Here is a 25,559-nt window from a genome sequence, read left to right as displayed (position 1 = left end):
TAGATCGCCGTTTCTGACAGTTCGCTCGTCCATCTTCATCTCAATAGGCAGCCTTACCAATGAACCCCTTGACAACCGTAATCGCAATTATTCGGAGGTCGAGCCAAAGGGACCAGTTCTGCATGTAATGCAGGTCGTATTCGACGCGAGCGGCCATCTTGTCGACGGTGTCGGTCTCGCCCCGCAAACCATTCACCTGGGCCCAACCAGTGATGCCAGGCTTGACGCGATGGCGCTGCATGTAGTTCTGCACGATCACTTTGTAGTGATGGTTGTGCTCAACCGCATGTGGACGCGGCCCGACGATCGACATCTTGCCCTGCAGCACATTGATGAACTGCGGCAACTCATCGAGGCTGGTACGGCGCAGGAACCGCCCGAAGGCCGTGATGCGCGGATCGCGCTTGGTCGCCTGCGTCACCTGCCCGGCATGCTCGTCATGCAGGCGCATGCTGCGGAACTTCCAGACCTTGATGGTCTTGCCGTCCAGTCCGTGTCGCTTCTGCTTGAATAGCACCGGGCCGGGCGAACTAAGCTTCACCCCAATGGCGATCAGTGCAAGCAGCGGCGCAATCAGCACCAGAATTAGCGCGCCAAGCACTCGATCCTCCAAGCCCTTCACCATGCGCGCTTCTCCGTCGAGTGGGCTAGCACGGAGATTGATGACCGGCAAGCCCGCAATCTGCTCGACGGAGTGGTTAAGCAGCTGCAGGCCGAACAGGTCAGGCACGAACTTAATGTCAGCGGTCGAGTGGTCCAGATCGGTGACGATGCGATCAATCGCTGCCTGCTCGCTAACCGGCAGCGCGATCCACACCTGGCTGATGTGATGCGATTCGATATACGGCGCGAGCGCGGCCAGATCCCCAAGGTGCGGAACTCCCGCGAGTGCAGGCTGCAGACCGTCGGCCGTGCTGAACCAGCCGCGGACTTCGATCCCGGCCCACCGCTGCCGCTCGAGCGTACGCACGATATGCGCAGCGTCGGCATTGGAACCGATGACGACGGCTGTACGCACATCCAGGCCACGCTCACGGACCCAGGCAGCCGCCTGGCGGCAGACAAGCCTGCCGGCGCCGGATAGAAACACCGTGCCCACGAACCAATAACCCCACCACAGACGCGAGGTCACGCCCTGCACTTTCAGCAGTGCAACGTAGAGGACGCCGAGCACGAAGACCGTAGTCCACACCCCGGTCAGCTTGAACGCTTCGCCGACGACGCCCATGCCGCGCCAGCTGCGATACATCGAGAACGTCCCCATCGACATCAGCGTGAACAACACGCCGCGGGCTACCGCCTGGCGGAACTCCAGCGGCATGTCGACGGTATCGAATCGCAACCAGTACGCCATGACACCCACGACGATGACAACCGCTACGTCGAAGATGCGGAGCATCAGCCCGAACAGGGCCGAGAACTTGTTCAACGACGCACGATCGACTGCGTACTCTGCCCGGATTGGCGAGAACAACATGCGTGATTCTCCTGTCATCGCGGGTCACTCGCGCTCGTCAGGAGGAAGGACAGCACCAGCGCGAACACCACCGCGACCGCATGGGTACGCAAGGGGTAGTCGACCAGGGAATGCGCCATCGGGACGAACGCGGCGATCGCCGCTGCAGCGAGTATCGGCCCGTGAAAAGTGCGATCAATAAGATTTTTTCGTGTGACGCATATCACAGTGACCAAAAGCGTCAACAACAGGACGAATCCGGGCAACCCTGCTTCGATCAACGTTTCAAGAATGTCGTTGTGCGCGTGGAGCGCAAACACTTCAAGCATCGAGTTGATCGGTTCAAACGGGGCATAGACCGACTTGAAGCTGCCCCAGCCGCTGCCCCAGGGCAGATAGGCCTGTGCAGCGTCCCAGCCATAGCGCAGGTACTGCCAGCGCAGATCCTCCAACGGATCCTTCTGCAGGCGCTGACTGATGCCGTCCCCGGCATACACGGCGATGCCGGCGATGGCTACTGCCATGCTCGCCAGCGGCGCCCAGCGACGAATGCGACCCTGGTTTGAAGCAGCCCCGGTTCGCGACGTGAGGATCAGCAGTCCGGCGAGCGCCGTCGTGCAAGCAAGCGCCAGACCGGTGCGCGAGAAGCTCAGCGCAGCCGCAAGGAACAGCATCGCTGCCACCGAGTACCACGCCAGGGCGGCAGGAACGCGTCGCTGGACCTGCCCCTGAACGCCCAGCGCGATTGCGAATGGCAGCAGCATCGCCATCAGGCAGGCGAAGTGGTTGCGGTTGGCGAACAGGCCAATCGCCCCGATGGGATGGTGGAAGTCGTAGAACCGCAACGGCGAGTAGGCACCGGCGGCAGACTGGGCGTAACCCAGCAAAGCAGTCAGCGTCGCCACGACAAGCGCGAGCTTGAGCAGGCGCAACCGCGGCGCATGCGTCAGCGTGCAAGCCAACGCCCAGAACGAGGCAAACACCACCATCGCCAGCAGTGCACGCACCGTCCCCCAACGATCCAGCGTCAGCGGCAACCAGCCGTGCGGCTGGCCTGCCTGTGCCAGATCGGCGAGCACGGTGTCGCGGCCGGGTAACAGCGTGTACAGCGTCGGCGGTAGCGGCAACAGCTGCAGCAAGGCGAGTGCGATTGCGCTCACGCACACCACGGCGACGACACGTTGCGCCCGCGAAGCAGGTGCCCAGCGCCAACGCATGACGGCCAGCAGCAGCGCCGGCAAGGCAGCCAGGTGCACGACCAGGTCACCTGCCCCACGCGATCCACCACCGGCCAGCAGCGCAGCTGCCAGACACAGCGCTGCTGCGAGTTCGGCGGCCGTATCAGGCGTCCCCTTGGCGCCCTTCAAACGCATTTCAACCTCGTTGACAGCAAGCGGGCCGCACGCGGCGGCCCGTTGCCATCCATCTGTTTGTAGTGGATTGGCGGGCCGGCTCTCTGCGTCTGCGCGGAGCCGACGTTGCCTTGATTACGGGCTCGACGGCTTCGGCGGCTTCGGCGTCTCTGCCGGCGCGTCGTCACCACCACCACCGCTGGCCAGGGCCAGCGCGCCAGCCGCAACGGCGATGCCGGTGCCGACCATTGCGTAGTTGGTGTCGGAACCGACCTTGCCCAGGCTCGGGCACTTGGCAGGCGCGGCGTCCTGCACGGTGTAGCTGCCGGTCACCTTGACGGTGCAACCGTTGGAATAGGTCACATAGGCTTCGCCGCCATTGACCACAACCACGTCGCCCGCTTCGGCGCCGGAGCTGTTGGCCTTCTCGACTGCGCGGCCAGCAACCTGCACGTCGCCGCTATCGGCACGGACAAGCACCTTCGGAGATTGCGCCAGCGCACCACCGGCCAGGGTCAACGCAAACATTCCAACGATCAGCGACTTCATTGCACTGCTCCAGATCAACTTTATTTGGGGTCACGCCAGACCCCCTGGCGCACGTGTAAATTCTACGTGAAATTGTGCGAGCGTTAACACTCCCCAAGCCGATCGCGTCGTGCTGCGGACGGTTTTATTGGGGGGGCTGCTGCATGACGCAGACCACGCTGCGCCAGTAACGACCAACAGTGACGCTGAGCGTCAAAGTTAGCCTGTACTTCGGAGCGGTAGCGGGTTGCGTTGAGCAACCCGACCGCCATTGCGCCAGACGATCGCCTGGCGCAACTCAATGCCGTTACGGGCTCGACGGCTTCGGCGGCTTCGCCGGTGCCGGCTTGTCGTCACCACCGCCACCACCGCCAGCAGCCAGGCCGGCAACAGCGGCCACGCCAGCGCCAACGGCCAGGACAGTCGAGCTGGAGGCCTTGCTCTTCTTCGCCGGTGCCGCCGGCTTGGCCGGAGCGGCCTGTTCCTGCGGCTGAGCCTCGGCGGCCGGCTGCGCGGTCTGCGCGGATGCCGCGCCAAATGCAAAGACGGCAACCAGGCCGAACAAAATCTGCTTCATGTCGCTACAACTCCCTGATCAACACGAGATGTGTCACTGCAACAGCCTATTCGGGATGTGATGGGTTTGGCAATGTGACGCGGTTGGGAAGTTTTCTCAGTTGCACATCATCGACCCGTAAAACACCGCTGATCTGTCGCTCGGCCATCGACCGGCCGGTGTGACGAAGCGTCAGTTGTTGACCCTGGCAGTCAGGCGGCACATCGAACTCTGCGCGTGCCGTTTGCCACTGCGTCGAGCTGCCTGCAGGCAGGTCCAACTCGACCAGCGTCGGGCCCGACGTGCACTGCACGAACCATGCGAAACGACGCGGCGAGCCGGTGCGATCGTCCGATGCACTGCTGATTTCATAGGTGCCGGGAGCAAGCACCAGGCGCTGGCGCGGCCCGACGAAGCGCACCGCGCGACCACTGAAGTCCACCTGCAGGGACTGCTGCCCCTGCGCCGGATCGACGCCATCGAAGGCAACGGTCACGCCGGGTTCCTCGCTCCATTTCCAGCCGAAGCCATCGGTCTGGTCGACGCCCTCGAACCCGCCATCGAATGGCAGGCCATCAAGCGCCCGGTCTACCTCCGGCAATGACTGCAGCCAGATCTCGCGCGCGCGCACCGGTTCGCCGAGTGCCGTCAGCGCTTCGACACGAGCCGCAAGTTCGGCCGGGGTCAGTGGTACGGCCTGCGTCAGTGCGGCCAGAAGTGTTTCCGACTGGGCCGAATCGGCATGACGCAGCACTGGCGCGAGCGCCCCGCGCCACGGCGGGTCCGCAGCGAGCGCCTGCACCAGCGCATCGAGCAGCTGCGGATTACCCACGTATGGAATCAATGAAGCCAACAGCGACTCACGCATGTGCGGCGCGATGCGCAGCAGTGCATCGACGTGGGTCACGCCCTCGCCCACCCTTCCCTTCGCGAACGACGCATCGATCAGCATCGCCTGGGCGATGTCGTCGCGCGGGGCAAGTCGGGCGGCGGTGCGGTAGAGCGCGCCGGCACGGCCGGAGTTCGACTCCAGCGCTGCGGCAAGCCCCAGCATGCGGAAAGCGCCGCCATCGATGGGTCGCTCGCGCAGCGTTTCTCGGGCGACAGCCGTCAATGCATCCGCATCGTTGGCCAGGCCGCGGGCACTGGCTACGCGCCGGTCGGGCCCTTGGGCTGCGCCCACGTCCGCGTCTACCTGGACCTGCTGCCAGGCGAACGAGGCCATCGCGGTGACCGCCAGCAGGCCTGCTCCCATCCGGAAGCGGCGTGCCAGCGGCCCGTCAGTCGGCCGAGCCACCGTAGGCATAGTAGGTGTAGCCGTAGCCTTCACCCTTGCGCTTGTGGTCGAAGCGGGTCAGCACCGCGCCAAGCACGCGCGCACGCGCCGCCTTCAGTCGATCCAGTGCAACACGCAAGGCGTCGTTGCGGGTGTCTTCGGCAGCGGCCACCAGCATCGTCGCCTCCGCCTGGTTGGCGAGCAGCGGCGCGTCGGCCAGACCCAGTACCGGCGGGCCATCGAGGATCACCATGTCGAACTGCTCACGCAGCTGCGCAAGCAGCTTCCCCAGGGAATCTCCGGCCAGCAGCTCCGGCGGATTCGGCGGCAGCGGACCGGACGTGATCACGCTCAGGTTCTCGTTCGGCAGGTGTTGCAGGACGTCGCCGAGCTCGCGCGCACCGGCCAGCAGGTTGGACAGGCCCAGCGCCGACGAAAGCCCGGTGATCTTGTGCACGGACGGGTTGCGCAAATCGGCATCGACCAGCACCACGCGCTTGCCGAGCTGGGCGATGTTGCGCGCCAGTTCGTGTGCCGTGGTGCTCTTGCCTTCGGCGGGGCTGGCGCTGGTGACCAGCAGGCTGCGCGGCAGGCCGTGCACCGTGGCGAACTGCAGTGCCGTGCGCACCGACCGATATGCTTCGGCGAAGGCCGAGCGCAGGTCGACGGCCGCCTGGGCGGGCGTGACGCCCGGTTCCAGGCGCGGGATCGCGCCCAGCACTGGCAGGCCAGTGATGGCCTCCAGCGCCTTCGGGTCGTGCACCGTGTTGTCGAGGTGATGCAGCACGAACGCCAGCAGGACACCGAGGAATCCGCCCAGCAACAGACCGACCGCGAGGTTCAGCAGCTTGCGCGGCGAGCTGGCCTTCTCGGGGGCGATCGCGCGGTCGATGACCGATACGTTGTTGGCGCCGACTCCGCCTGCCACGCCGATCTCCTTGTAACGCTGCAGCAGCGCGTCATAGAGCTGGCGATTGGTTTCGGCTTCGCGGCGCAGGATGTTGTACTGGATCGAGCGGCTCTGCAGATCGAGCACGTCGCCCTTGAGGCCGGTGATGCGCTCGCGCAGCAGCGTTTCCTGCGCCAGCGCGGCCTGGTACTCGGACTGGATGGCGTCGCGGATGTTGCCGACCTCGACGTTGATCTGGCGATCTGCCTCGTCGATCTGGTTGCGCAACTGCACCATGTTCGGATAGTCGGGCTTGTAGGTGCCCAGGTTGTTCTGGTACTCGGCCATCAGCGTCGAGCGCTGCTCGCGCAGCTTCTGGATCAGCTGGTTGGCCACGACCTGCGGCAGGCCCATGCCGTTGCCGACGCTGGCCTGGGCCCACATCGCCTCGGCCTTGATGCGCGAGCCCTGGGCCGCAGCGAGTGCGGCATTGAGGTCGCTCAGGTTCTGCGCGTCGAGCGAGGGCTTGTCGTCTCCTACGGAAACGATGCGCTCGCTCTCGGAGAACGCCACCAGTTCCTTCTCGGAGTCCTCGAGCTTGCCCTTGAGCTGTGCCAGGCGCTCTTCCAGGTACTTCTTGGCGAACGACGACGCGTCGAAGCGGCGTTCCAGGTTGCTGGCGATGAAGCCGTCGGCGTAGGCATTGGCGACGCGCGCCGCCAGCACCGGGTCGGGCGAGTCGAAGTTGACGCGGACCAGGCGCGAGTTGCGCACCGGTTCGATGCTCAGCGATTCGAGCACCAGCTCGATCATCGCCGCTTCACGCGCCTGCTGCCTGGTGGACGCGGCCACGGCCTGGCCGTTGGCCGTCTCGGCCAGGGCCTCATCGACCTTGGCCATGTCCTTTTCGTACTGCTTGTTCGCCGGCAGACGCAAATCCTGCACCACGCGGCGCGCCAGCGAGCGGCTCTTCAGCAGCTCGTACTGGGTCTGGTAGAAGTCGCGGTCCATCGGCGACTCGGTCGGCTGCAGGCCCTCGAACGCCACGATCTTCATCGTGTCGCGCTCGATCTGCAGGGTCGAGCCTGCCCGGTAGACCGGCGTCGCCAGCAGAGTGAAGACCAGCGTCAGGAACACCACCGCAAGCGCGGTGCCGACCACCCACCACTGCCGTTCGCGCAGGATGCGCCAGTACTCAAGCAGGTTGATCTCATCGTCGTCGCGGCTGTCCTGGCGCAACAACTCGATCGGTTCAACTACGGCGTTCAATTGTAGGATCTCCACACCGCGATGAACGGCGCCAGCTGGATCATCGTCCGCAGCGTCTGGCGGCCCATCGAGGTGTCGACCACGATCACGTCCTCGCCAAAGATCTGCGGATCGGGGTGCTCACCCTTCTCGATTGCGGCGACGTCGAAGCGCGCGTACTTGCGCTCGCCACCGATGGTGCGGAACACCAGCACGTTGCGATGGCTGGCGACGTCGCTGAAACCTTCGGCCAGTGCCAGGCTCTGCAGCAGGCTGAGGCGCGAGGTCATCGGGAAGATGCCCGGCTTCTTCACCGCGCCACCCACGGTCACGCGCTGGCTCGAGAATTCCTTCACGAACACGGTCACCTGCGGGTCCTGCAGGTAGCGCGCCTGGTAGCGGCCGGCGATGTCCTGCTCGATCTCGCCCACGGTGCGACCGGCGACGGGAACGGCGCCGATCAACGGAAGGGCAATCTGCCCGGCGTTGTTGACCCGGACCTCGCGATTGAGGTCCTCGATCTGGAACACCGTCACTGCCAGCAGGTCGCTCGGGCCGATCAGGTATTCGCTACGACCCATGGCCGCCGCAACCGGATCGCCTTCCGGCAGCGTCGCTGCTTCTTCCTTGTTTGCACCCGTACTGGAGCAGGCGCACAGCAGCATCAGGCAGGCAAGCGCCCACACACGAAAAACACTAAACAAGTGCCATCCCCAAAAGAAATTCTGTCGCAAACTTCCGTACGGAATCGTACGGCTGCACACTTCAATTATGCCGTAGGTCCCACTTTTGCCGGACCCGCGGAACTAAGACTTTTCCTCACTTCCCCCGGATCGAGCGCAACCAACGCCCGACAACGCCCTCGCCCGCAGACGCGGCCGGGCCACGAAACTGCGAACTGAAGCCCGTCCGCCTGAACAACGGCGGCGGCAAATTCTCAGGAGCGATGTCGTCGACGATCCCCCGGGTGCGGGTATCGACCATGTGCACCGCTTCTTCCATTCCCACCAGTGCGGCTGCGGCATCCCGGGCCTCGGCCAGCAACGGCGGGCGCCGCTGCGGGTGGTGGGCGTCGGTCGCCAGGATCATGCACAGGCCCTCGCCAACGAAACGCTCGCCCCAGTACTTGACCCGACGGCCGTACCGCCCGGTCACCGCCCCGGCCGTGATCTGCATCCAGGCGCCACGCTCGGCCAGGCGCGCGAACACCTCATAGTGGGTTTCCACCCAGGTCAGGCGCTCGGGGTGGGTAATCACCGGTACCATTCCGGCAGCCATCAGCTCGAAGACGGCCTCCTCGAAGCGCGGCGGCGCGACGTGGTGCGGCGGCTCCAGCAGCAGGTAGCGCGACCCGGCCAGGGTCGGCACGCGACCGCCGCGGATGCCTTCGAGCAGGTCCGGAGCCAAATGGACGTCGGCGCCCTCGACCAGCCGCAGCGCGATGCCGCGCTCGTCGAGCTCCGCCTGGAACGCCGCGATCGCGGCACGGATGCCGTCGGCCGTGTTTTCGTACACGCCGGGATAGATATGCGGCGTGCAGGCAACGGTGACGATGCCATCGGCCGCTGCCATGCGCGCCATTTCCAGTGCCATGTCGAGGTCCACCGCACCATCGTCGATGGCCGGTAGCAGATGGCAATGTAGGTCGAACATGTTGCTCCCCCTGAGCAGAGCGCGGGAGTGTAGCGGCAAAGCGTTCTGCTCCCCTGAACAAGCCGTGCCAGACGCGATGTCACTTGCCCCTTGCCAACACAGGGCCGCCTTGGGGTATACTGCGCGCCCATTTCGGGCGGTTAGCTCAGCGGTAGAGCACTGCTTTCACACGGCAGGGGTCACAAGTTCGAAACTTGTACCGCCCACCAGTTCCAGGCAAAAGGCCGGCGAAAGCTGGCCTTTTGCTTTTCCGCGCCCGGCCGCCAGCGGGCGCATTCGCACCGGTCCAGCGAGGCACGCATGAACGACACCCGCCTTTACCACAACCCGCGCTGCTCCAAATCGCGTGGCGCACTGGAACTGCTGCGCGAGCGCGGCATCGAGCCCGTCGTGGTGCCGTATCTGGAAACCCCGCCATCGGCGGCGGAACTGCGCGATCTGTTGAAGATGCTGGGCCTGCCTGCGCGCGCCCTGCTCCGTACCGATGAGGACGAGTACGCCGCGCTCGGCCTGACGGACGAATCGCTCGCCGACCCGGTTCTGATCGATGCGATGGTGGCGCATCCGCGCCTGATCGAACGACCGATACTTGTCCACGGTGGACGTGCGGTCATCGGTCGGCCGCCGGAACGCGTGCTCGAACTGCTGGACTGACCGGCGCGCCGGATCGCACCGGCACGACTAGAGCGACTTGCTGCCCCACATCGTCTCGACCACCGAAGGTGCCGCAAAGCTGTCGCTGCGCGCACTGGCCCAGAACGACTGGAACACCGCGTGCTCCGGTATCCGCGCGACCAGGTCGCCCGGCCGAAGGAAGGTATACAGCGCTGCCAGCGAACGGACCTCGATCGGCGACACCCGGCGCAGGATGTGTTCCGGCCCCAGTTGCTGCGGATGCTCCAGCCCCGACGCGCACAGCAGGTCGCGCAGCGCCTTGAGCGTGTTCTGCTGGAAGGCGGCCACGCGGGTGGCCTTGTCGGGGACATCGAGGTTGCGCCACCGGCGCGGATCCTGCGTCGCCACGCCCGTCGGGCAACGATCGGTGTGGCAACTCTGCGACTGGATGCAACCCAGCGCGAACATGAAACCGCGCGCCGCGTTGCACCAGTCGGCCCCCATCGCCATGGTGCGGGCGATGTCGAACGCACTGGTGATGCGCCCGGCCGCGCCGACGCGGATGCGCCCGCGCAGGTTCAGTCCCACCAGGGTGTTGTGTACCAGCATCAGCGCCTCGTGCATCGGCACACCGACATGGTCGATGAACTCGGCCGGTGCTGCGCCAGTGCCACCTTCGGCGCCATCGACGACGATGAAATCCGGCAGCAACCCGCTCTCGGCCATGGCCTTGGCGATGCCGAACCATTCCCACGGATGCCCGATCGCCAGCTTGAATCCCACCGGCTTGCCGCCCGACAACTCGCGCAGGCGCGCGACGAACTGCAGTAATCCCAAGGGCGAATTGAACGCACTGTGCGCGGCCGGCGAAACACAATCCACGCCCATCGGCACGCCGCGGAAGCGTGAGATCTCGGCTGTGACCTTGGCCGCGGGCAACACGCCGCCGTGGCCTGGCTTGGCACCCTGCGACAGCTTGATCTCGATCATCTTCACCTGCGGGTCGGCGGCGCACGCGGCAAAGCGCTCGGCGCTGAAGCTGCCGTCCTCATTGCGGCAGCCGAAGTAACCCGAACCGATTTCCCAGACCAGGTCGCCACCGTTCTCGCGGTGATAGGACGAGATCGAGCCCTCGCCGGTGTCGTGATAGAAACCGCCCACCTTCGCGCCGCGATTGAGCGCGCGGATGGCATTGGCCGACAGCGAACCAAAACTCATCGCCGAGATGTTGAACACACTGGCCGAATAGGGCTGCGATGCACTGCCCTCGCCCACCGTCACGCGGAAGTCATGCGAACCGTGCGGTTTGGGCGCCAGGGAATGGTTGATCCACTCGTAGTCGATGCCGTACACGTCCTGCTGCGAACCGAACGGCCGAACGTCGCTGACCGACTTGGCGCGCTGGTAGACCAGGCTGCGCTGCTGGCGCGAGAAGGGAACCTCGGCGATGTCGGACTCGATGAAGTACTGCCGAATCTCCGGCCCGATCGATTCCAGGCTGTACCGGAAATGGGCCAGCAACGGATAGTTGCGCCGCAGCACGCTGCGCGTCTGCAGCAGGTCCCAGGTCCCCAGTGCGGCCAACGCGCCAAATCCGGCTGCTCCCCACAACCAGGCCGGGTGCCACAGCCCGACGATCAGCGACGCAAGCGTTGCAATCAGGCTGGCGACATAGAGCGAGTAGCGCATGGGCAGGGAACCGGCGCAGAGCGATGGTCAGAGCATAGCGCGCCGCTCGTGATCAAAGCCGGGCGTCGATCCGGTCCCGCGGGTACAGGCTCTTGATGTCGTACAGCAACGCATGCGGCAAGCCGAACGCGCGTGCGCCCTCGGCACCCAGCTCGCGGAACTGCTCGTGCGCCACGGCAACCACGACGGCATCGTAGGTTCCGGCCTGCGGAGCGTCGGTCAGCAGCTCGACGCCATACGCGCGTCGCGCTTCGTCGGCATCGGCCCAGGGGTCGTAGATATCGACCTGCGCCCGGTACTCGCCGAACTTCTCCGCCAGCTCGACCACGCGCGTGTTGCGCAGGTCGGGGCAGTTCTCCTTGAAGGTGATGCCCAGGATGAGGATGCGCGCGCCGGCGACACCGATGCCGCGCTGGATCATCAACTTCACCACGTCGGCGGCAACGTGTTCGCCCATCGCATCGTTGATGCGACGGCAGGCAAGCAGGATGTCCGGGTAGTAGCCGGCCTGCTGCGCCTTCTGGATCAGGTAATAGGGATCCACGCCGATGCAGTGTCCGCCGACCAGGCCCGGGCGGAACGGCAGGAAGTTCCACTTGGTACCCGCCGCTTCCAGCACTTCGGTCGTGTCGATGCCCAGGCGCTGGAAGATCAGCGCGAACTCGTTGACCAGCGCAATGTTGGCATCGCGTTGGGTGTTCTCGATCACCTTGGATGCTTCGGCCACGCGCAGGCTCGAGGTCTTGTGCGTGCCGGCCTTGATGATGCTGCGGTAGAGCGCATCGACGAAGTCGGCGGCCTCGGGTGTCGACCCGGAGGTCACCTTGGGGATGTCGACCAGGCGTCGCTTGCGATCACCGGGATTGATGCGCTCGGGGCTGTAGCCGACGAAGAAGTCCTGGTTGAAGCGCAGCCCGGAGGCGCGCTCGAGTTCGGGCACGCAGATTTCTTCGGTGGCGCCCGGATACACCGTGGATTCGTACACCACCACGTCGCCGGCCTTCAGCAGCGAGCCGATCGTGCCGCTTGCCGCAATCAGCGGCGAGAAGTCCGGGCGCTTGTGCTCGTCGACCGGCGTGGGCACGGTCACCACGAACACGTTGCAGTCGCGCAGGCGCTGCGGGTCGGATGTCAGCTCAAGACGTTTCGCATCGGCCAGGTCGCCACGGTCGGTCTCGCCGTTGTAATCCTCGCCGCGGCCCAGCTGCTCGACCCGTCGGGCATCGATGTCGAACCCCAGCGTGTCGTACTGGCGTCCGAACTCGACCGCCAGTGGCAAGCCAACATAGCCCAGCCCTACCACCGCGATGCGCGACTTCGAAATATCCTGCATCCACCTACCCGCCCGATGTACTGACCCACGACCCGGCGCCCGAGTCGGTCGCCACCAGCGGCCATTCTAGGGCCAGCAGGCGTCAGGCCAGCCAGCGCACCAGCACATATCCGCCAATCGACAGCCAGCCGAACAGCACCGCCGCCAGCAGCAGCGGCCGCGGACCGAGTGCGCGCAGCTTCGACACCCGCGTCTCGATGCCCAGGGCCGCCATGGCAGTGGCGAGCAGCAGCGTGTCGAGCGTGAGCAGTGCCGAGCGCATGGCGGCCGGCACGGTCACGACCGAATTCAGGGCCACCACGCCGAGGAAGCCAAGCGCGAACCACGGCACCACCATCGCCCGCTGCCCGCCGTTGCGTGCCTCGCGCCAACCGAGTACCAGCAGCACCGGTACCAGCATCAGCACGCGCGTCAGCTTGACGACAACCGCGGCATCGGCGGTTTCCGGACTGATCGCACTGCCCACGGCCACCACTTGCGCCACCTCGTGCACGGTCGCGCCGGCATACAGGCCGAACGCCGCCGCATCCAGGCCCAGGTGCGGGTACAGCTGCGGGTACAGGAAGATGTTCAGCGTGCCGAACAGCACCACGCTGGCAACGGCAATGGCCACCTTGCTCGGATCGGGCCGGATCACGCGCTCCACCGCCAGTACCGCGGCGGCACCGCAGATCGCGCTGCCGGCGGCCGTGAGCAATGCCGTGTCGCGATCCAGGCCGAACCAGCGACGGCCAACCCAGGTGCCCAGGCCCAGTGTCGACACCACGACGATCAGATCGATCAGCAAGCCGTGGACGCCGACCGCGGCGACATCCTGGAAGCTCAGGCGCAAGCCGTAGAGCACGACACCGGCGCGCAGCAGCTGGCGCTGGGCCAGGCCGATGCCAGGCGCGATGCCGGCAGGCAAGCGGGAGCCGGCCAGGTTGCCGATCAGCATGCCCAGCACGATCGCGACGGTCAGGGCACTGAGCTGCCAGCGCTGCAGCAGCGGCAGATGCGCGGCCGCCAGGGCCAGCAATCCCACGGACACCGCCATGGCCAGGCCCGGCGCCCAGGCCGGAATCCAGGAGGAGGAGGAACGGGACACTTCTTGCGTCCGGGTTTGCGACTGGGGAGCGACGTAGGCCATGGGCGCCATGGTCGCCGCCGCCGATCATTCAGTAAATTTGAGATTACTTAGCCTTGGCATAAACTTCCCTGATGATCGGCATCAGCCCCCGCCAGCTGGAAGTGTTCGTGGCCATCGCCACCGGCGGCAGCGTCCGCGCCGCGGCCGAGCAACTGCACCTGACCCAGCCCGCAGCCAGCATGGCGCTGGCCGAACTGGAGCGCGTCCTCGGTGCCCCGCTCTTCGACCGGACCCAGCGGCGACTGCACATCAATGCCCGCGGCCGACATCTGCTGCCGCTGGCGCAGGAACTGCTTGAGCGCATGCGCGAACTCGGGCGCCACGCGGGCAAGGCGGACGATCTGCTCTCCGGCGAACTGCGCATCGGCGCCAGCAACACCGTCGGCAACTACCTGGTCGGCGACCTGCTTGGCGGCTTCGTCACCGGCCACCCGCAGGTCGCCCTGAAACTCCATGTCGACAACAGCGCGGCGATCGTCGCCGGCGTGCTCGATTACAGCCTCGATATCGGCTGCATCGAAGGCCCGGCCGCGCACGCGGATCTGGAATTGCTGCGCTGGCGCGACGACATGCTGTGCGTGTGCGCGCCTACGACGCACCCCCTGGCGAAGCGACGGCGCCTGCGTCCGGAGGATTTCGCAGGTGCGCGCTGGATCCTGCGCGAAGGCGGATCGGCCACGCGCGGCCAGGCCGAACGTGCGCTGGCGGCATTACCGGCTGGGGAAACGGTGCTCGAACTGGACCAGAGCGAAGCGATCAAGCAGGCGGTGATCGCGGGGTTGGGGCTGGCCCTCCTGCCGGCGGTCGCCGTGGCGCATGCACAGGCCGCGGGTCGTTTGGCCGTGCTGCGCACGCCATTCCTGAGCCTCAAGCGGCAACTGAGCCTGGTGCTGCACCGGCGCAAGTACCGCAGTGCACTGCTGCGGGAATTCCTGGATAGCGTGCAGAAGGCCTGAGCACGGCGCAGTAGCGAACTTGCTCGCAATGCACGCAAACACTGCAGCTGCGACAGCGCTGCATGGTGCCCGGACCCGGAATCGAACCGGGACGGCCTTGCGGCCAGCGGATTTTAAGTCCGATGCGTCTACCAGTTCCGCCATCCGGGCTGGGATGCGTGGTGCGCGATAGCTTACGCGATGGCAGCAAAAAGCCCGACCTTTCGATCGGGCTTCTGCTTTGAACTTGGAGGCCTGGGTCGGAATTGAACCGGCGTACGCGGCTTTGCAGGCCGCTGCATAACCACTCTGCCACCAGGCCGGTGACTTTCGAATCCGCAGTGCGGATTCTTCCATATTCCTGCCCCGTTCACGCAAGTGGGCCGGAAACAACAAGGCCCCGCTTGCGGGGCCTTGGCTGAGGGAGCTGATGAACTGCACCCTCGAATTTGGAGCGGGAAACGAGACTCGAACTCGCGACCCCGACCTTGGCAAGGTCGTGCTCTACCAACTGAGCTATTCCCGCAGAGGAACCGACATTTTAGGCATGGAAGCGAATCTGTCAACCACTTTTTCGCTTCCCCGGAGGTCCCTGTCGCCGGACTTCCGCATTGCCTCTCAACACCCAACCGGACCTGCCACTGTCCGGTCGATCAGCGAACACTGCACCGTTCGCGATGACGCTATTTTCTATGAACGCGCGTCTTCGCGCAAGACCGGCCATGCAGCTCGCAGATACAAAAGTCCCGACCACAAGGTCAGCAATGCCGCCGCAGCCAGCAGCCATTCGCCGACCATGAATACATTGATGCCAGCGAAAGGCTCCTGATACAGCAGGCACACCAGCGCCACCATCTGCACGATCGTCTTGATCTTGCCGATGCCGGCGACCTTGACCGTGGCGCGCTGGCCAAGCTCGGCCATCCACTCGCGCAGCGCGGAAACGGCGATTTCCCGGCCGATGATCACCGCCGCCCACAACGCCATCCACACCGTCGGGTGCTTCTGAACGGTGAGCAACAGCGCCACCGCCACCATCAGCTTGTCGGCCACCGGATCGAGGAATGCGCCGAACGCCGAGTACTGGTTGTAGCGTCGGGCGATCCAGCCATCGAGCCAGTCGGTGATCGAGGCGAAGGCGAAGATGAAAGCGGCCGCGAAGTTAGTCCACTTGAAGGGCAGATAGAACACCAGCACCAGCACCGGGATCAGCAGGATCCGCAGCAGGGTCAGCATGGTCGGTACCGTCAACTTCATCCTTCGCTCCGCGCGCCGCTCTTAGCGTCGTTCATGTCGGGTGTGTCCAGCCCGTGCAGGGTCGCATAGATACGCTCGGCAAGGGCATCGTTGATGCCATCCACGCGGGCGATTTCCTCGACTCCTGCGGCCTTGAGGCCGCCAAGGCCGCCAAAGTGCCGCAACAGGCTGGCGCGTCGGCGCGGTCCGATCCCGGCGATGTCCTCCAGGCGGCTGGTATTGCGCGCCTTCTGCCGGCGCCCGCGGTGGCCGGTGATGGCGAACCGGTGCGCCTCGTCGCGGACCTGCTGGACCAGCTGCAGCGCCGGGGATTCGGCTCCGGGGTGCACGCTGCGGCCATCGGGCAGCAGCAGCTCCTCGTCGCCCGGGCGCCGTGCCGGCCCCTTGGACACGCCGACCAGGGCCACGCCTTCGACGCCCAGCTCGTTCAAGGCCGCGCGCGCCTGCGCGACCTGGCCGGCGCCGCCGTCGATCAACAGGATGTCGGGCGTCACCCCGCCCTCTTCCACCGCGCGGCGGAAGCGGCGCTCGATCGCCTGGTGCATCGCCGCGTAGTCATCCCCGGGCTCGATGCCGCTGATGTTGTAGCGCCGGTACTGGCCGCGCACGGGCCCTTCGGCATCAAACACGACGCAGGACGCCACCGTGGCCTCGCCCATGGTGTGGCTGATATCGAAGCACTCGATGCGGCCGGGTAGTTCATGCATCCCGAGCATGTCGCGCAGGGCTTCGGCGCGAGCGCGCTGGGCGGCGTGGCTGGTGCGCTCGCCGGCCAGGGACAGTTCGGCGTTGCGCTTGGCCATGTCCAGGTAACCGGCGCGCTCGCCGCGCACATTGCACCTGATCTGCACCTTGCGTTCGCCGGCGCTCGACAGGGCCTGCTCGATCAGTTCGCGGTCCGGGATATCGCGGTCGAGCACGATCTCGCGCGGTGGCTGCTGCTCGCCGTAATACTGCGACACGAAGGCTGCCAGCACCTCTTCGGGATTGTCGCTGCCGTTGGTCCTGGGGAAGAAAGCACGGGTGCCGAGGTTGCGGCCGTCGCGGAACGCGAGCAGCAGCACGCAGGCGGCCACGCCCTGCATGGCGATGGCCAGCACGTCGAGGTCGGCGGCGCGCCCGTCCACGTACTGGCGCGCCTGCACGCTGCGGATCGAGGCGACCAGATCGCGAAGGCGCGCAGCCTCCTCGAAATCCAGGCGCACGCTTGCCGCTTCCATCGACTTGACCAGGTCGTCGCTGAGTTCGTCGCTGCGCCCTTCCAGGAACAGGCCGGCACGACGCACGCTCTCGGCGTAGTCGCGCGCCTGGACCATGCCGACGCACGGCGCGCTGCAACGGCCGATCTGGTGCTGCAGGCACGGCCGCGAGCGGTTGCGGAACACGCTGTCCTCGCAACTGCGCAGCTTGAACAGCTTGTGCATCAGGTTGAGCGAATCGCGAACCGCGCCGACGCTGGCATACGGGCCGAAGTAACGGCCCGGGATGGCGCGTGGCCCGCGGTGCATGGCAATACGCGGCCACGCTTCCTGCGTCATCAGCACGTAGGGGTAGCTCTTGTCGTCGCGCAGCAGCACGTTGTAGCGCGGCTTGAGCGCTTTGATCAGCTCGTTCTCGAGGATCAGCGCCTCGGTCTCGGTGCGCGTGACCGTGACTTCCATGCGCGCGGTCTGCGCCAGCATGGTCATGATCCGCGCCGACTTGGGGGTGGCGTTGAAGTAGCTGGAAACGCGGTTCTTGAGCACGCCGGCCTTGCCGACGTAGAGCACGCTGTCGTCGCCCGCGATCATGCGGTACACGCCCGGCGCGGTACTCAGATTCTTGACGAAGGCCTTGCCGTCGAATGGCGTCGCCGCTTCGGCCCGGCTCATTGCAGGCCTTCCCGGCCCGGTTGCGGCTGTGCGAAGCCGTCGGGAGCCATGGATGGGAGGGTGTCGAGGGCGGGCGTTGCGATCACAAGCATCGGCTCAAGAGTTGGGCCAATTATGCGACAGGACAAGGCTTTGCCGCGGTTTGATAGCCCGGGTAAGCGAAGCGCACCCGGGTTGGACGCGCCTGACCCGGGTGCGCTTCGCTTACCCGGGCTACGGGTTACAAGCGGTATTCGCGGCGCAGGCGGGATATGGCGCCATCGGCGGTGCGGTCCAGCAACTGGAAGACGTGCTCGAACTGCGCCGGGCCTCCGGTGTAGGGGTCCGGCACTTCGCCGTCGTCTTCGATTCCTACCCAATCCAGCAAAAGGGCGGTCTGGGCGCGTGAGCCTCGCGGTGCACGCGCCTGGACGTCGCGCAGGTTGGCGCGATCGGCGCACAGCAACCAGTCGAAGCGCCGGTAGTCATCGGCGGCAAGCTGGCGCGCGCGCAGTCCGGAGATGTCGACGCCGTGCTCGGCCGCGTTGGCAGTCGCACGGCGGTCCGGCGGCTGGCCGACGTGCCAGTCGCCGGTACCGGCCGAATCGAGTTCGATCTGGCCGGCAAGCGTCGACGCAGCGATGCGGGCCCGCAGGACGCCTTCAGCCACTGGCGAGCGGCAGATGTTGCCCAAGCAGACGACGAGCAGGCGGATCGGCTCAGCCACGACCGGCGGCGATCCACGATTCGGCACGGGCCAGGTCTTCGGGTGTGTCGACGCCGGGCGGGAACGGCTCGGGCGTGATGCCGACAGCGATGCGGTAGCCGGCCTCCAGCACGCGCAGCTGCTCCAGCGATTCGATCTGCTCCAGCCGCCCCGGCGGCAGGGCCGCGAAGCGCTGAAGGAAACCGGCGCGGTACCCGTAGATGCCGATATGGCGCAGCCACTCGCCCTGCCCCGGCATGCTGCTGCGGTCGCGTGCGAAGGCATCGCGCGGCCACGGAATCGGCGCGCGGCTGAAGTAAAGGGCGTTGCCATTGCCGGCACGCACCAGCTTGACGGCGTTGGGATCGAGCAGCGTTTCGACGTCGGTGACCGGTGCGGCCAGCGTCGCCATTTCGATGTCGCCGTCGAGCATCAGCGCAGCAACGGCGCGGATGCCTGCGGCCGGCGCGAAGGGCTCATCGCCCTGCAGGTTGACCACGACGGTGTCGTCGCTCCATCCGGCGATGCGGGCGCACTCGGCGAGACGGTCGGTGCCGGAGGCGTGGTCCTGCGAGGTCATCGCCACGCGTACGCCGCAATCGGCGATGGCCGCTGCAATGCGCTCGTCGTCGGCGGCGACCCAGACTTCGCGCGCACCGGCCTGCAATGCGCGACGCGCCACGTGCAGCACCAGCGGCTCGCCGGCAAGCATCCGCAGCGGCTTGCCGGGAAGGCGGCTGGCGGCATACCGGGCCGGGATGGCGACGACGAAATCGGACGCCGTGTCCGTGCTCATGGTTGCTTTCCTTCGTTGCTGCTGGCGCCCTGGCGGTACGGACGCGCCTTGCTCGTCAACCGGTCCAGCAGCGAAACCCAGAATGCCTCCGGCAACTCGGCGCGCACCGGCACGCTGAAATGGCGGTCATCGGCGAACGCCGTGCACTTGACCGCGTCCTTCTCGGTCATCAGCACCGGCAGTTCGCGACTGCCGAACTCGAAGTCCTCGGCGCCATAGCGATGGTGATCGGCGAAAGCATGCGGGACCACGGCAATGCCGAATCCGCGCAGCATGGAGAAGAAGCGCTCGGGGTCGCCGATGCCGGCCACTGCATGCACGCGCTGGCCGGAGAACGACGCCAGGCGGCGTGGGCGCCCGCCCAGCATCGGCTGGGCCTGGTCGGCGAGCAGGCGCATCGGCCATTCGCCAAATCCCGTGTCGCCATTGCCACTGCCACCGGCACCGACATTGACCACGCGGAAGTCGCAGCGGGCGCCGCGGTCGGGCAGTTCGCGCAGCGGTCCGGCCGGCAGCAGCTGGCCGTTGCCGTAGCGACGGCGGCCGTCGACCACTTCGATCTCGATGTCGCGCGCGAGCTTGTAGTGCTGCAGGCCGTCGTCGCAGATCACCAGGTCGCAGCCGGCCTCGGCCAGCGCCTTGGCGGCGGCGGCGCGGTCGCGGTCGACACGGATGCGCACGCCGGTGCGCTGTGCGATCAGGACGGGCTCGTCACCGGCAGCGTCGGCCGGGCTGCGGAAATCCACCCACATCGCCGCACTGGCGTCATCGCGACCATAACCGCGGCTGGCGACACCGGGGCTCCAGCCCTCGGCGCGCAGGCGCTCGACCAGGGCGATGGTCAGCGGCGTCTTGCCGGCACCACCGGCGGTGATGTTGCCGACCACGATCACCGGCACACCCGGATGCTGGCGCTTGAACCAACCCTTCAGGTACAGGTTGCGACGCAACCCGCTCAGTGAACCGTAGACCGCCGAAAGCAGGCGCGCACCGAAGGGCACGCGCACGTCGTCGTACCAGAACGCAGGGGTTTGCGACGACCGTTTGCTCATTCAGCCTCGCGGAACTGCATGCGGTGGAGATGGGCGTAGAGGCCGCCGTGGGCGAGCAGTTCGCCGTGCGTGCCACGCTCGACGATACGCCCCTGGTCGAGCACCAGCACCTGGTCGGCATGTTCGATCGTCGACAGGCGGTGGGCAATCACCAGCGTGGTGCGATTGGGCATCAGATGGTCGAGCGCGTCCTGCACCAGTCGCTCGGACTCGGTGTCGAGCGCGGCCGTGGCCTCGTCGAGGATCAGGATCGGCGCGTCCTTGAGCATCGCGCGGGCGATCGCCAGGCGCTGGCGCTGGCCGCCCGAGAGGCGTCCGCCCTTGGCACCGATCTCGGTGTGCATCCCCTGCGGCAGGCGCTCGACGAACTCCATCGCGTTGGCACCGCGCACGGCCTGCTCAAGCGCCGGTTCGCCGGCGCTCTGAAGCTCGCCGTATGCGACGTTGGCAGCGACGGTGCCGTCGAACAGCATCACCTGCTGGCCGACGAGCGCGATCTGGCGACGCAGGTCCTCCAGTCGGTAGTCCTGCAGCGGATGGCCATCGAGCAGGATCTGTCCGCCTTCGATGTCGTAGAAGCGCGGGATCAGCTTGATCAGCGTCGACTTGCCGCTGCCGGAGCGGCCGACGATCGCGGTGACCGTGCCGGGGCGTGCAACGAAGCTGATGTCGGACAGCGCCGGCTGCGCCTGGCCCGGATAACGTGCGGTGACGTCGCGGAACTCGAGCAGTCCCTGCGAGCGCTCAAGCGGACGCCTGCCGGTGTCGATCTCGTCCGGCGTGTCGAGCACGTCGAACAGGCGTTCGGCCGAAGCCACGCCACGCTGCAACATGCCCTGCACGTTGGTCAGCTGCTTCAGCGCCGGGATCACCGCCAGCATCGAGGTCATCAGGCTGACGAAATCGCCCGCGCTCAGGCGGCCGTTGGCAGCCTCGCGGCCGGCGAAGAACAGCAGCAGCGCCAGCCCGACCGCGCCCATCAGCTGCACCACCGCCGAAGAGATGCTTCGGGTGGATTCGACCTTGAGGCTGAGGCGGAGATGGTGGTTGGCCTGGCCGGAGTAACGGTCCAGCTCGGCACCCTGGGCGCCGTAGACCTTCACTTCCTGGTGGTTCGACAGCGCCTGGTCGGCCGACTGCAGCAACTGTGCGCCGCTCTCCTGGATGCGATGGCCGATGCGGCGGTAGCGGCGGCCGACGGTGTCCATCGTCCACGCCAGCAGCGGGCCCAGCAGCAGGATGGCGAGGGTCACGCGCCAGCTGTAATAGAGCATCACGCCCATCATCGCCACGACCTGCAGCGATTGCTGCAGCATCACCTTGGCGGCGTCGATCGCGGCCTGCGCGACCTGGTCGCTGTCCGAGCCCAGGCGCGTGAGCATCGACGCCACCGGCTCGGTATCGAAGCGCAAGCCCGGCAGGCGCAGGTACTTGCCCAGCACCATCACGCGCAGGTCGCGGGCGATGCTGCGGCCCGCGCGTGCCATGAAGGTGTCGGTGATGTAACCGGCGATGCCACGGGCGACGAAGATGCCGACGATCGCCAGCGGCAACAGCAGGCTCAGCTTGCGGTTGTTGTTGATGAAGGTCTCGTCGACCACCGGCTTCATCAGCCAGGTGAAGGCGCCGGCGGCGGCGGCTTCGATCAGCATGCCCAGCAGCGCTATCAGCAGCACGCCGCGATACGGCGATACGAAGTCCTGCAGGCGGCGGTAAGTCGACCAGGGCGACGGGGCGTCGCTCACTTGCCCGCCCCCGCGGCGCCTTCGTTTGTCTGCGGCGCGGTTGCGTTCATGACCTTGCGGAAGCCGAGCTGTCCGAGTGCGTCGTAGACGGTGACCACGGCCTGGTAAGGAGTACGCGCGTCGGCGCGCAGCATCACCGGGCGGTCGCGATCGTTGCCGGCGACCTCCGCTATCGTGGCCTTGAGCGATTCGACGTCGCTGCGCAGCACTTCGCGGTCATCGACGAAGTAACGGCCATCGGCATTCACCAGCACGATCAGCGACTTGGACGGGTCGCTGGCCTGCTCGCCGGTGGCACGTGGCAGCTCGAGCTTGAGCACCGAGCGGGCGTCGAAGGTCGCGGTGACGACGAAGAAAATGATCAGCACCAGGATCACGTCGATCAACGGGACCAGGTTGATCTCCAGCCCGTCTTCGAAGGCGCGGTGGTCGCGGATACGCATCGTGACGTGAGCCTCAGGCAGCCTGCGGCGTGCGCACGGCGCCGGCCGGGCGCGTCTCGAGCGTGTCCATCAGGGCGATGGCTTCGTGCTCCATCGAGACGATGTACTCGCCGATGCGACCGCGGAACCAGCGGTGCGCGATCAGCGCCGGGATCGCCACGATCATGCCCGCGGCGGTGCAGACCAGGGCCTTGCCGATGCCGCCGGCCAGCTGGTTCACGTCGCCGATGCCGTGATCGAGGATGCCCAGGAACATCTGGATCATGCCCACGACCGTGCCGAACAGGCCCAGCAGCGGGCCGGCCGCGGCAATGGTGCCGAGGGTGTTGAGGTAGCGCTCCATCTTGTGGACCAGATGGCGGCCGACATCCTCGATGCGCTCGCGGATCTGGTCGCGCGGGCGCAGGCGGACGTCCAGGGCGGCGGCCAGCAGCTCGCCCAGGGGGGAGGTCTTGCGCAGGGACTCGATGTGCGCCGGGTCGAGCTTGCCGCTGCCCGCCCAGGTCCGCACTTCCTTGCCCAGGTTGGGTGGCAGCACCGCGCTGCGACGCAGCGACCAGGCGCGCTCGACGATCAGCGTCAGGGCCAGTACCGACAGCAACAACAGGGGAATCATCGGCCAACCGCCGGCCTTGACCAGTTCCAGCACGCCAACCTCCGGCCCTCGGCCGAGTTAATCAGGTTGATAGGATAGCCCAGCCGCGCCCTTCTCCCAGCGCCGTGCTGCATCCCACAGGCGCGGCTGTGCCTGCCGTCGCGATTCGACGCTCACCCCGCCTCGGCCAAGCCGCACACGCAGGGCGCCGGCGCCGGCGGTGTCGTGGACCTGCGCCCCCGCCTGGGCCCATCGCCGCACGATCGCGGACCTGGGATGGCCAAACCGGTTGCCATGGCCCGAGGACACCAGGGCATGGCCCGCGCCCGTGGCTGCGACGAAACCCGGGTCGGAGGAACCGTCGCTGCCGTGGTGGGGGACCGTGACGACGTCGGCGCGAACGGCCAGCGGATCCCGCCGCAGCAGGATCCGCTCGACCACTTCGCCGATATCGCCGGTCAGCAGCGCCGAGGCACCGGCGGCCTCGATCCGGAGCACGCAGCTGGCTTCGTTGCCCAGGTAGGGGAAGTGCGGCGGCGGGTGCAGGAAACGGAAACGGACGCCATCCCAGTCCCAGGCCTGCCCGGCCACGCACGGTCGCGCCCCGGCCATCGGCGCCCCGTCCGGTGCCCACAGCCGGTCCAGGCCGAAGGCCCGGCCTACCGCGTCCAGCCCGCCGGCGTGGTCGTTGTCTGCGTGGCTGACCACCAGCCGGTCCAGCCGACGTACCCCCAGCGCCTGCAGCGCCGGCACCACGGCACGCTCGCCGGCATCGAAGCCGTCTCTGACCGCGGGACCCATGTCGTAGAGGAGGACGTGCCGCGCCGTGCGCACCTGCACCGACAGGCCCTGCCCGACGTCGATGACGACCAGCCCAGCCTCGCCATGGCGCGGCAGGTCGCGATCCGGCCAAAGCAACGGCAGCAACAGCAGCAACGCCAGCGGCTTGCCCGGCACGTCGCGCGGAAGCAGCAGCCAGAACGCCCCGATCAGCGCCAGCGGCAAGGCGAACCAGCGCGCCTCGGGCAGCCACCAGACCGCCAGCGGGGAAGCCGCCAGGCGCTCGAACCATGGCCAGGCGAGGTCGAAGGCCATCGACGCCAGCTTCCACATCCAGGCGCCCGCCCCGGGCGAGGCCATCTCCAGCGCCAGGCCCAGCAGCGACAGCGGCACCACGACGAGGCTCCACAGCGGCACCGCCACCAGGTTCGCCAGCAGCCCCGCGAGCGAAGCCTGGCCGAACAGCACCGCGCTCAGCGGCAGCAGTCCGACGGTTGCCACGCCCTGCGCCGAGAGGAAGTCATGCAACGGTCGCTTGCTTCCCCGCGGCAGGCACCACAACAACCAGGCGACACCGGCATAGCTCAGCCAGAACCCGGCGCCCAGCACCGCCAGCGGATCAATCAACAGCACGGCAAATGCCGCCAGCGCCAGCGAATCGGCCAGTTTCAGGGGGCGCCGGAACATGCGCACACCCGCTACGACGGCAATCATCAACGCGGTGCGCACGGTCGGCAATGCGAATCCGACCGCGGCGGCGTACAACACGGCACCGCACAAACCGCCTGCAGCCGCTGCGATCTGCGCCGGCATGCGTCGAGCCAGCGCCATGGGCCACAACCACCACAATGCCCGCACCAGCAGCGCGAGGAAACCGGCCACGAGACCGACGTGAAACCCGGAAATTGCGATCAGGTGGGTCAGGCCGTTAGCGCGCAGCACATGCCAGTCGTCGTCATCGAGTGCGCGCGTGTCGCCCAGCGCCAGGGCGCGCACGAATCGCGCTGACGGCCGCTGCAGCTGGCCGATGCGCTCCGACATTGCCTCGCGCCACGCCTCCAGTCCCGTCGCCGGCGCAAGCAACCTCGCCTGCTCGAGTTGCCGCAGGTAGCCGGTGGCTGCGATGCGTTGCGCCATCGCATGGCGCTCGCTGTCGAAACCGCCGGGATTGCGCAGCCCACGCGGTGCGCGCAGGCGCACGTCGAACTGCCAGCGCTGCCCCGCCCTCAAGCCGGAGCGCGCTTTCGCATGGCGGTCGTACCACGCCAGACGCAGCGTGCGACCCCGCAGCGGCTCAGCCTGGGTTGCGTCATCATCGACGCGGAAGGCGAAGCGCGTGCGCGCGGCTTCATGCACGGGCAGATCAACGACGCGACCGCTGACCCGCGCGTCGCGCTGCTCCAGCCCGGGCGGCAGCTGCAATGCCAGCGCGTGGGCTGCATGCAGTCCGGCCAGACCGAATCCGAGCAGCGCCCAGGCGATCACCAGCGACGCAGTGTGGCGCCGGCGTAGCCCGCGCCACCCCAGGGCGATACCGATGAGCATCAACCCGACCGAGCCCGGCCACGGCAACAACCACGGCATCCACAGGCAGGCGCAAACGCCGCCCAGCAGTGCCAGTGCAGTGGTGGTTGCGAACGGCGGCGTCCTTGCCGCTTCGTGCATCGACCTCTCCC

At 66.9% G+C, this 25,559-nt stretch carries 22 protein-coding genes and 4 tRNA genes; 3 read left to right on the top strand and 23 right to left on the bottom strand.

Going from position 1 to position 25,559, the window contains the following annotated elements; all coding sequences use genetic code 11:
• Positions 1–40: 40 nt before the first annotated feature.
• From MNR01_RS01055 to MNR01_RS01020, 8 genes are all read right to left on the bottom strand, one after another.
• Positions 41–1,477 carry an undecaprenyl-phosphate glucose phosphotransferase gene (locus MNR01_RS01055; protein WP_241919151.1) on the bottom strand — a complete coding sequence of 479 codons (1,437 nt, stop codon included), beginning with the start codon at positions 1,475–1,477 and terminating at the stop codon, positions 41–43.
• 14 nt (positions 1,478–1,491) lie between these two features.
• Positions 1,492–2,823: an O-antigen ligase family protein gene (locus MNR01_RS01050; protein WP_241919150.1), complete on the bottom strand. Its 1,332-nt coding sequence runs from the start codon at positions 2,821–2,823 to the stop codon at positions 1,492–1,494.
• 120 nt (positions 2,824–2,943) lie between these two features.
• The gene (locus tag MNR01_RS01045) at positions 2,944–3,357 is read right to left on the bottom strand and encodes a hypothetical protein (RefSeq protein ID WP_241919149.1); all 414 of its coding nucleotides are present in this window, start codon (positions 3,355–3,357) and stop codon (positions 2,944–2,946) included.
• Positions 3,358–3,643: 286 nt separating this feature from the next.
• On the bottom strand, positions 3,644–3,913 hold the full coding sequence (locus tag MNR01_RS01040) for a hypothetical protein (protein ID WP_241919148.1): 270 nt from the start codon (positions 3,911–3,913) through the stop codon (positions 3,644–3,646).
• Positions 3,914–3,959: 46 nt separating this feature from the next.
• Positions 3,960–5,117 (bottom strand): hypothetical protein, encoded by a 1,158-nt coding sequence (locus tag MNR01_RS01035; protein WP_241919147.1) that lies wholly within the window; start codon positions 5,115–5,117, stop codon positions 3,960–3,962.
• Between the two features lie 55 nt (positions 5,118–5,172).
• Positions 5,173–7,326 (bottom strand): polysaccharide biosynthesis tyrosine autokinase, encoded by a 2,154-nt coding sequence (locus MNR01_RS01030; protein ID WP_241919146.1) that lies wholly within the window; start codon positions 7,324–7,326, stop codon positions 5,173–5,175.
• Positions 7,323–7,970 carry a polysaccharide biosynthesis/export family protein gene (locus tag MNR01_RS01025; protein WP_241920685.1) on the bottom strand — a complete coding sequence of 216 codons (648 nt, stop codon included), beginning with the start codon at positions 7,968–7,970 and terminating at the stop codon, positions 7,323–7,325. Before MNR01_RS01025 ends, MNR01_RS01030 begins: the two co-directional genes overlap by 4 nt.
• Before the next feature lie 154 nt (positions 7,971–8,124).
• A complete protein-coding gene (locus MNR01_RS01020) occupies positions 8,125–8,958 on the bottom strand; it encodes a CpsB/CapC family capsule biosynthesis tyrosine phosphatase (RefSeq protein ID WP_256451882.1) in 834 nt (277 codons plus the stop codon).
• Between the two features lie 134 nt (positions 8,959–9,092).
• Here MNR01_RS01020 and MNR01_RS01015 point away from each other — a divergent pair.
• Both MNR01_RS01015 and arsC read left to right on the top strand, forming a co-directional pair.
• Positions 9,093–9,167, top strand: a tRNA-Val gene (locus tag MNR01_RS01015).
• Between the two features lie 91 nt (positions 9,168–9,258).
• Positions 9,259–9,612: an arsenate reductase (glutaredoxin) gene (gene arsC / locus MNR01_RS01010; RefSeq protein ID WP_241919144.1), complete on the top strand. Its 354-nt coding sequence runs from the start codon at positions 9,259–9,261 to the stop codon at positions 9,610–9,612.
• A 27-nt stretch (positions 9,613–9,639) separates the two neighbouring features.
• Here the strand turns inward: arsC and MNR01_RS01005 are convergent, their stop codons facing one another.
• From MNR01_RS01005 to MNR01_RS00995, 3 genes are all read right to left on the bottom strand, one after another.
• Positions 9,640–11,262, bottom strand: coding sequence for an FMN-binding glutamate synthase family protein (locus MNR01_RS01005; protein WP_241919143.1), 1,623 nt, complete (start codon positions 11,260–11,262; stop codon positions 9,640–9,642).
• 52 nt (positions 11,263–11,314) lie between these two features.
• Positions 11,315–12,595 (bottom strand): nucleotide sugar dehydrogenase, encoded by a 1,281-nt coding sequence (locus tag MNR01_RS01000; RefSeq protein ID WP_241919142.1) that lies wholly within the window; start codon positions 12,593–12,595, stop codon positions 11,315–11,317.
• Positions 12,596–12,677: 82 nt separating this feature from the next.
• Positions 12,678–13,682, bottom strand: a complete 1,005-nt coding sequence (locus MNR01_RS00995) for a YeiH family protein (protein ID WP_241919141.1) — start codon at positions 13,680–13,682, stop codon at positions 12,678–12,680.
• A gap of 113 nt (positions 13,683–13,795) precedes the next feature.
• Here MNR01_RS00995 and MNR01_RS00990 point away from each other — a divergent pair, with 113 nt between their 5' ends.
• On the top strand, positions 13,796–14,680 hold the full coding sequence (locus MNR01_RS00990; RefSeq protein ID WP_241919140.1) for a LysR substrate-binding domain-containing protein: 885 nt from the start codon (positions 13,796–13,798) through the stop codon (positions 14,678–14,680).
• 63 nt (positions 14,681–14,743) lie between these two features.
• On the opposite strand, the gene MNR01_RS00985 is transcribed toward MNR01_RS00990, so the two are convergent.
• The 12 genes from MNR01_RS00985 to MNR01_RS00930 all read right to left on the bottom strand — a co-directional run bounded on the left by MNR01_RS00985 (position 14,744) and on the right by MNR01_RS00930 (position 25,548).
• Positions 14,744–14,830 (bottom strand) — tRNA-Leu (locus tag MNR01_RS00985).
• A gap of 77 nt (positions 14,831–14,907) precedes the next feature.
• Positions 14,908–14,981: transfer RNA gene (locus tag MNR01_RS00980), tRNA-Cys, on the bottom strand.
• A gap of 128 nt (positions 14,982–15,109) precedes the next feature.
• Positions 15,110–15,185: transfer RNA gene (locus tag MNR01_RS00975), tRNA-Gly, on the bottom strand.
• Between the two features lie 164 nt (positions 15,186–15,349).
• Complete coding sequence (pgsA, locus tag MNR01_RS00970; RefSeq protein WP_200605428.1) at positions 15,350–15,916, bottom strand: CDP-diacylglycerol--glycerol-3-phosphate 3-phosphatidyltransferase; 567 nt, start codon at positions 15,914–15,916, stop codon at positions 15,350–15,352.
• Complete coding sequence (uvrC, locus tag MNR01_RS00965; protein WP_241919139.1) at positions 15,913–17,787, bottom strand: excinuclease ABC subunit UvrC; 1,875 nt, start codon at positions 17,785–17,787, stop codon at positions 15,913–15,915. The genes pgsA and uvrC overlap by 4 nt, the downstream gene beginning before the upstream one ends.
• A 220-nt stretch (positions 17,788–18,007) precedes the next feature.
• The gene (locus MNR01_RS00960) at positions 18,008–18,481 is read right to left on the bottom strand and encodes a low molecular weight protein-tyrosine-phosphatase (RefSeq protein WP_241920684.1); all 474 of its coding nucleotides are present in this window, start codon (positions 18,479–18,481) and stop codon (positions 18,008–18,010) included.
• A gap of 4 nt (positions 18,482–18,485) precedes the next feature.
• On the bottom strand, positions 18,486–19,268 hold the full coding sequence (gene kdsB / locus MNR01_RS00955) for a 3-deoxy-manno-octulosonate cytidylyltransferase (RefSeq protein ID WP_241919138.1): 783 nt from the start codon (positions 19,266–19,268) through the stop codon (positions 18,486–18,488).
• Positions 19,265–20,320: a tetraacyldisaccharide 4'-kinase gene (gene lpxK, locus MNR01_RS00950; protein WP_241919137.1), complete on the bottom strand. Its 1,056-nt coding sequence runs from the start codon at positions 20,318–20,320 to the stop codon at positions 19,265–19,267. The genes kdsB and lpxK overlap by 4 nt, the downstream gene beginning before the upstream one ends.
• The gene (gene msbA, locus MNR01_RS00945; protein WP_241919136.1) at positions 20,317–22,065 is read right to left on the bottom strand and encodes a lipid A export permease/ATP-binding protein MsbA; all 1,749 of its coding nucleotides are present in this window, start codon (positions 22,063–22,065) and stop codon (positions 20,317–20,319) included. Before msbA ends, lpxK begins: the two co-directional genes overlap by 4 nt.
• Positions 22,062–22,508, bottom strand: a complete 447-nt coding sequence (locus MNR01_RS00940) for a biopolymer transporter ExbD (RefSeq protein ID WP_241919135.1) — start codon at positions 22,506–22,508, stop codon at positions 22,062–22,064. The genes msbA and MNR01_RS00940 overlap by 4 nt, the downstream gene beginning before the upstream one ends.
• Before the next feature lie 13 nt (positions 22,509–22,521).
• Positions 22,522–23,157 (bottom strand): MotA/TolQ/ExbB proton channel family protein, encoded by a 636-nt coding sequence (locus MNR01_RS00935; RefSeq protein WP_241919134.1) that lies wholly within the window; start codon positions 23,155–23,157, stop codon positions 22,522–22,524.
• A gap of 24 nt (positions 23,158–23,181) precedes the next feature.
• On the bottom strand, positions 23,182–25,548 hold the full coding sequence (locus MNR01_RS00930; RefSeq protein WP_241919133.1) for a DNA internalization-related competence protein ComEC/Rec2: 2,367 nt from the start codon (positions 25,546–25,548) through the stop codon (positions 23,182–23,184).
• Positions 25,549–25,559: the final 11 nt, after the last annotated feature.

The organism is Lysobacter sp. S4-A87 (genome assembly GCF_022637455.1).
Taxonomy (GTDB): Bacteria; Pseudomonadota; Gammaproteobacteria; order Xanthomonadales; family Xanthomonadaceae; genus Lysobacter_J.
The sequence above is the reverse complement of the archived record's forward strand: the minus strand, read 5'-3'. Positions and strand labels throughout refer to the sequence as shown.

Excerpts from the sequence above, each read along its gene's own strand:
- kdsB (WP_241919138.1), bottom strand. The coding sequence starts at position 19,268 with ATGAGCACGGACACGGCGTCCGATTTCGTCGTCGCCATCCCGGCCCGG.
- MNR01_RS00930 (WP_241919133.1), bottom strand. The coding sequence starts at position 25,548 with ATGCACGAAGCGGCAAGGACGCCGCCGTTCGCAACCACCACTGCACTG.
- arsC (WP_241919144.1), top strand. The coding sequence starts at position 9,259 with ATGAACGACACCCGCCTTTACCACAACCCGCGCTGCTCCAAATCGCGT.
- MNR01_RS01045 (WP_241919149.1), bottom strand. The coding sequence starts at position 3,357 with ATGAAGTCGCTGATCGTTGGAATGTTTGCGTTGACCCTGGCCGGTGGT.
- MNR01_RS01000 (WP_241919142.1), bottom strand. The coding sequence starts at position 12,595 with ATGCAGGATATTTCGAAGTCGCGCATCGCGGTGGTAGGGCTGGGCTAT.
- MNR01_RS01025 (WP_241920685.1), bottom strand. The coding sequence starts at position 7,970 with ATGCTGCTGTGCGCCTGCTCCAGTACGGGTGCAAACAAGGAAGAAGCA.
- MNR01_RS01020 (WP_256451882.1), bottom strand. The coding sequence starts at position 8,958 with ATGTTCGACCTACATTGCCATCTGCTACCGGCCATCGACGATGGTGCG.
- MNR01_RS01040 (WP_241919148.1), bottom strand. The coding sequence starts at position 3,913 with ATGAAGCAGATTTTGTTCGGCCTGGTTGCCGTCTTTGCATTTGGCGCG.
- uvrC (WP_241919139.1), bottom strand. The coding sequence starts at position 17,787 with ATGAGCCGGGCCGAAGCGGCGACGCCATTCGACGGCAAGGCCTTCGTC.
- MNR01_RS01005 (WP_241919143.1), bottom strand. The coding sequence starts at position 11,262 with ATGCGCTACTCGCTCTATGTCGCCAGCCTGATTGCAACGCTTGCGTCG.
- pgsA (WP_200605428.1), bottom strand. The coding sequence starts at position 15,916 with ATGAAGTTGACGGTACCGACCATGCTGACCCTGCTGCGGATCCTGCTG.
- MNR01_RS00940 (WP_241919135.1), bottom strand. The coding sequence starts at position 22,508 with ATGCGTATCCGCGACCACCGCGCCTTCGAAGACGGGCTGGAGATCAAC.
- lpxK (WP_241919137.1), bottom strand. The coding sequence starts at position 20,320 with ATGAGCAAACGGTCGTCGCAAACCCCTGCGTTCTGGTACGACGACGTG.
- MNR01_RS00990 (WP_241919140.1), top strand. The coding sequence starts at position 13,796 with ATGATCGGCATCAGCCCCCGCCAGCTGGAAGTGTTCGTGGCCATCGCC.
- MNR01_RS01055 (WP_241919151.1), bottom strand. The coding sequence starts at position 1,477 with ATGTTGTTCTCGCCAATCCGGGCAGAGTACGCAGTCGATCGTGCGTCG.
- MNR01_RS01035 (WP_241919147.1), bottom strand. The coding sequence starts at position 5,117 with ATGGCCTCGTTCGCCTGGCAGCAGGTCCAGGTAGACGCGGACGTGGGC.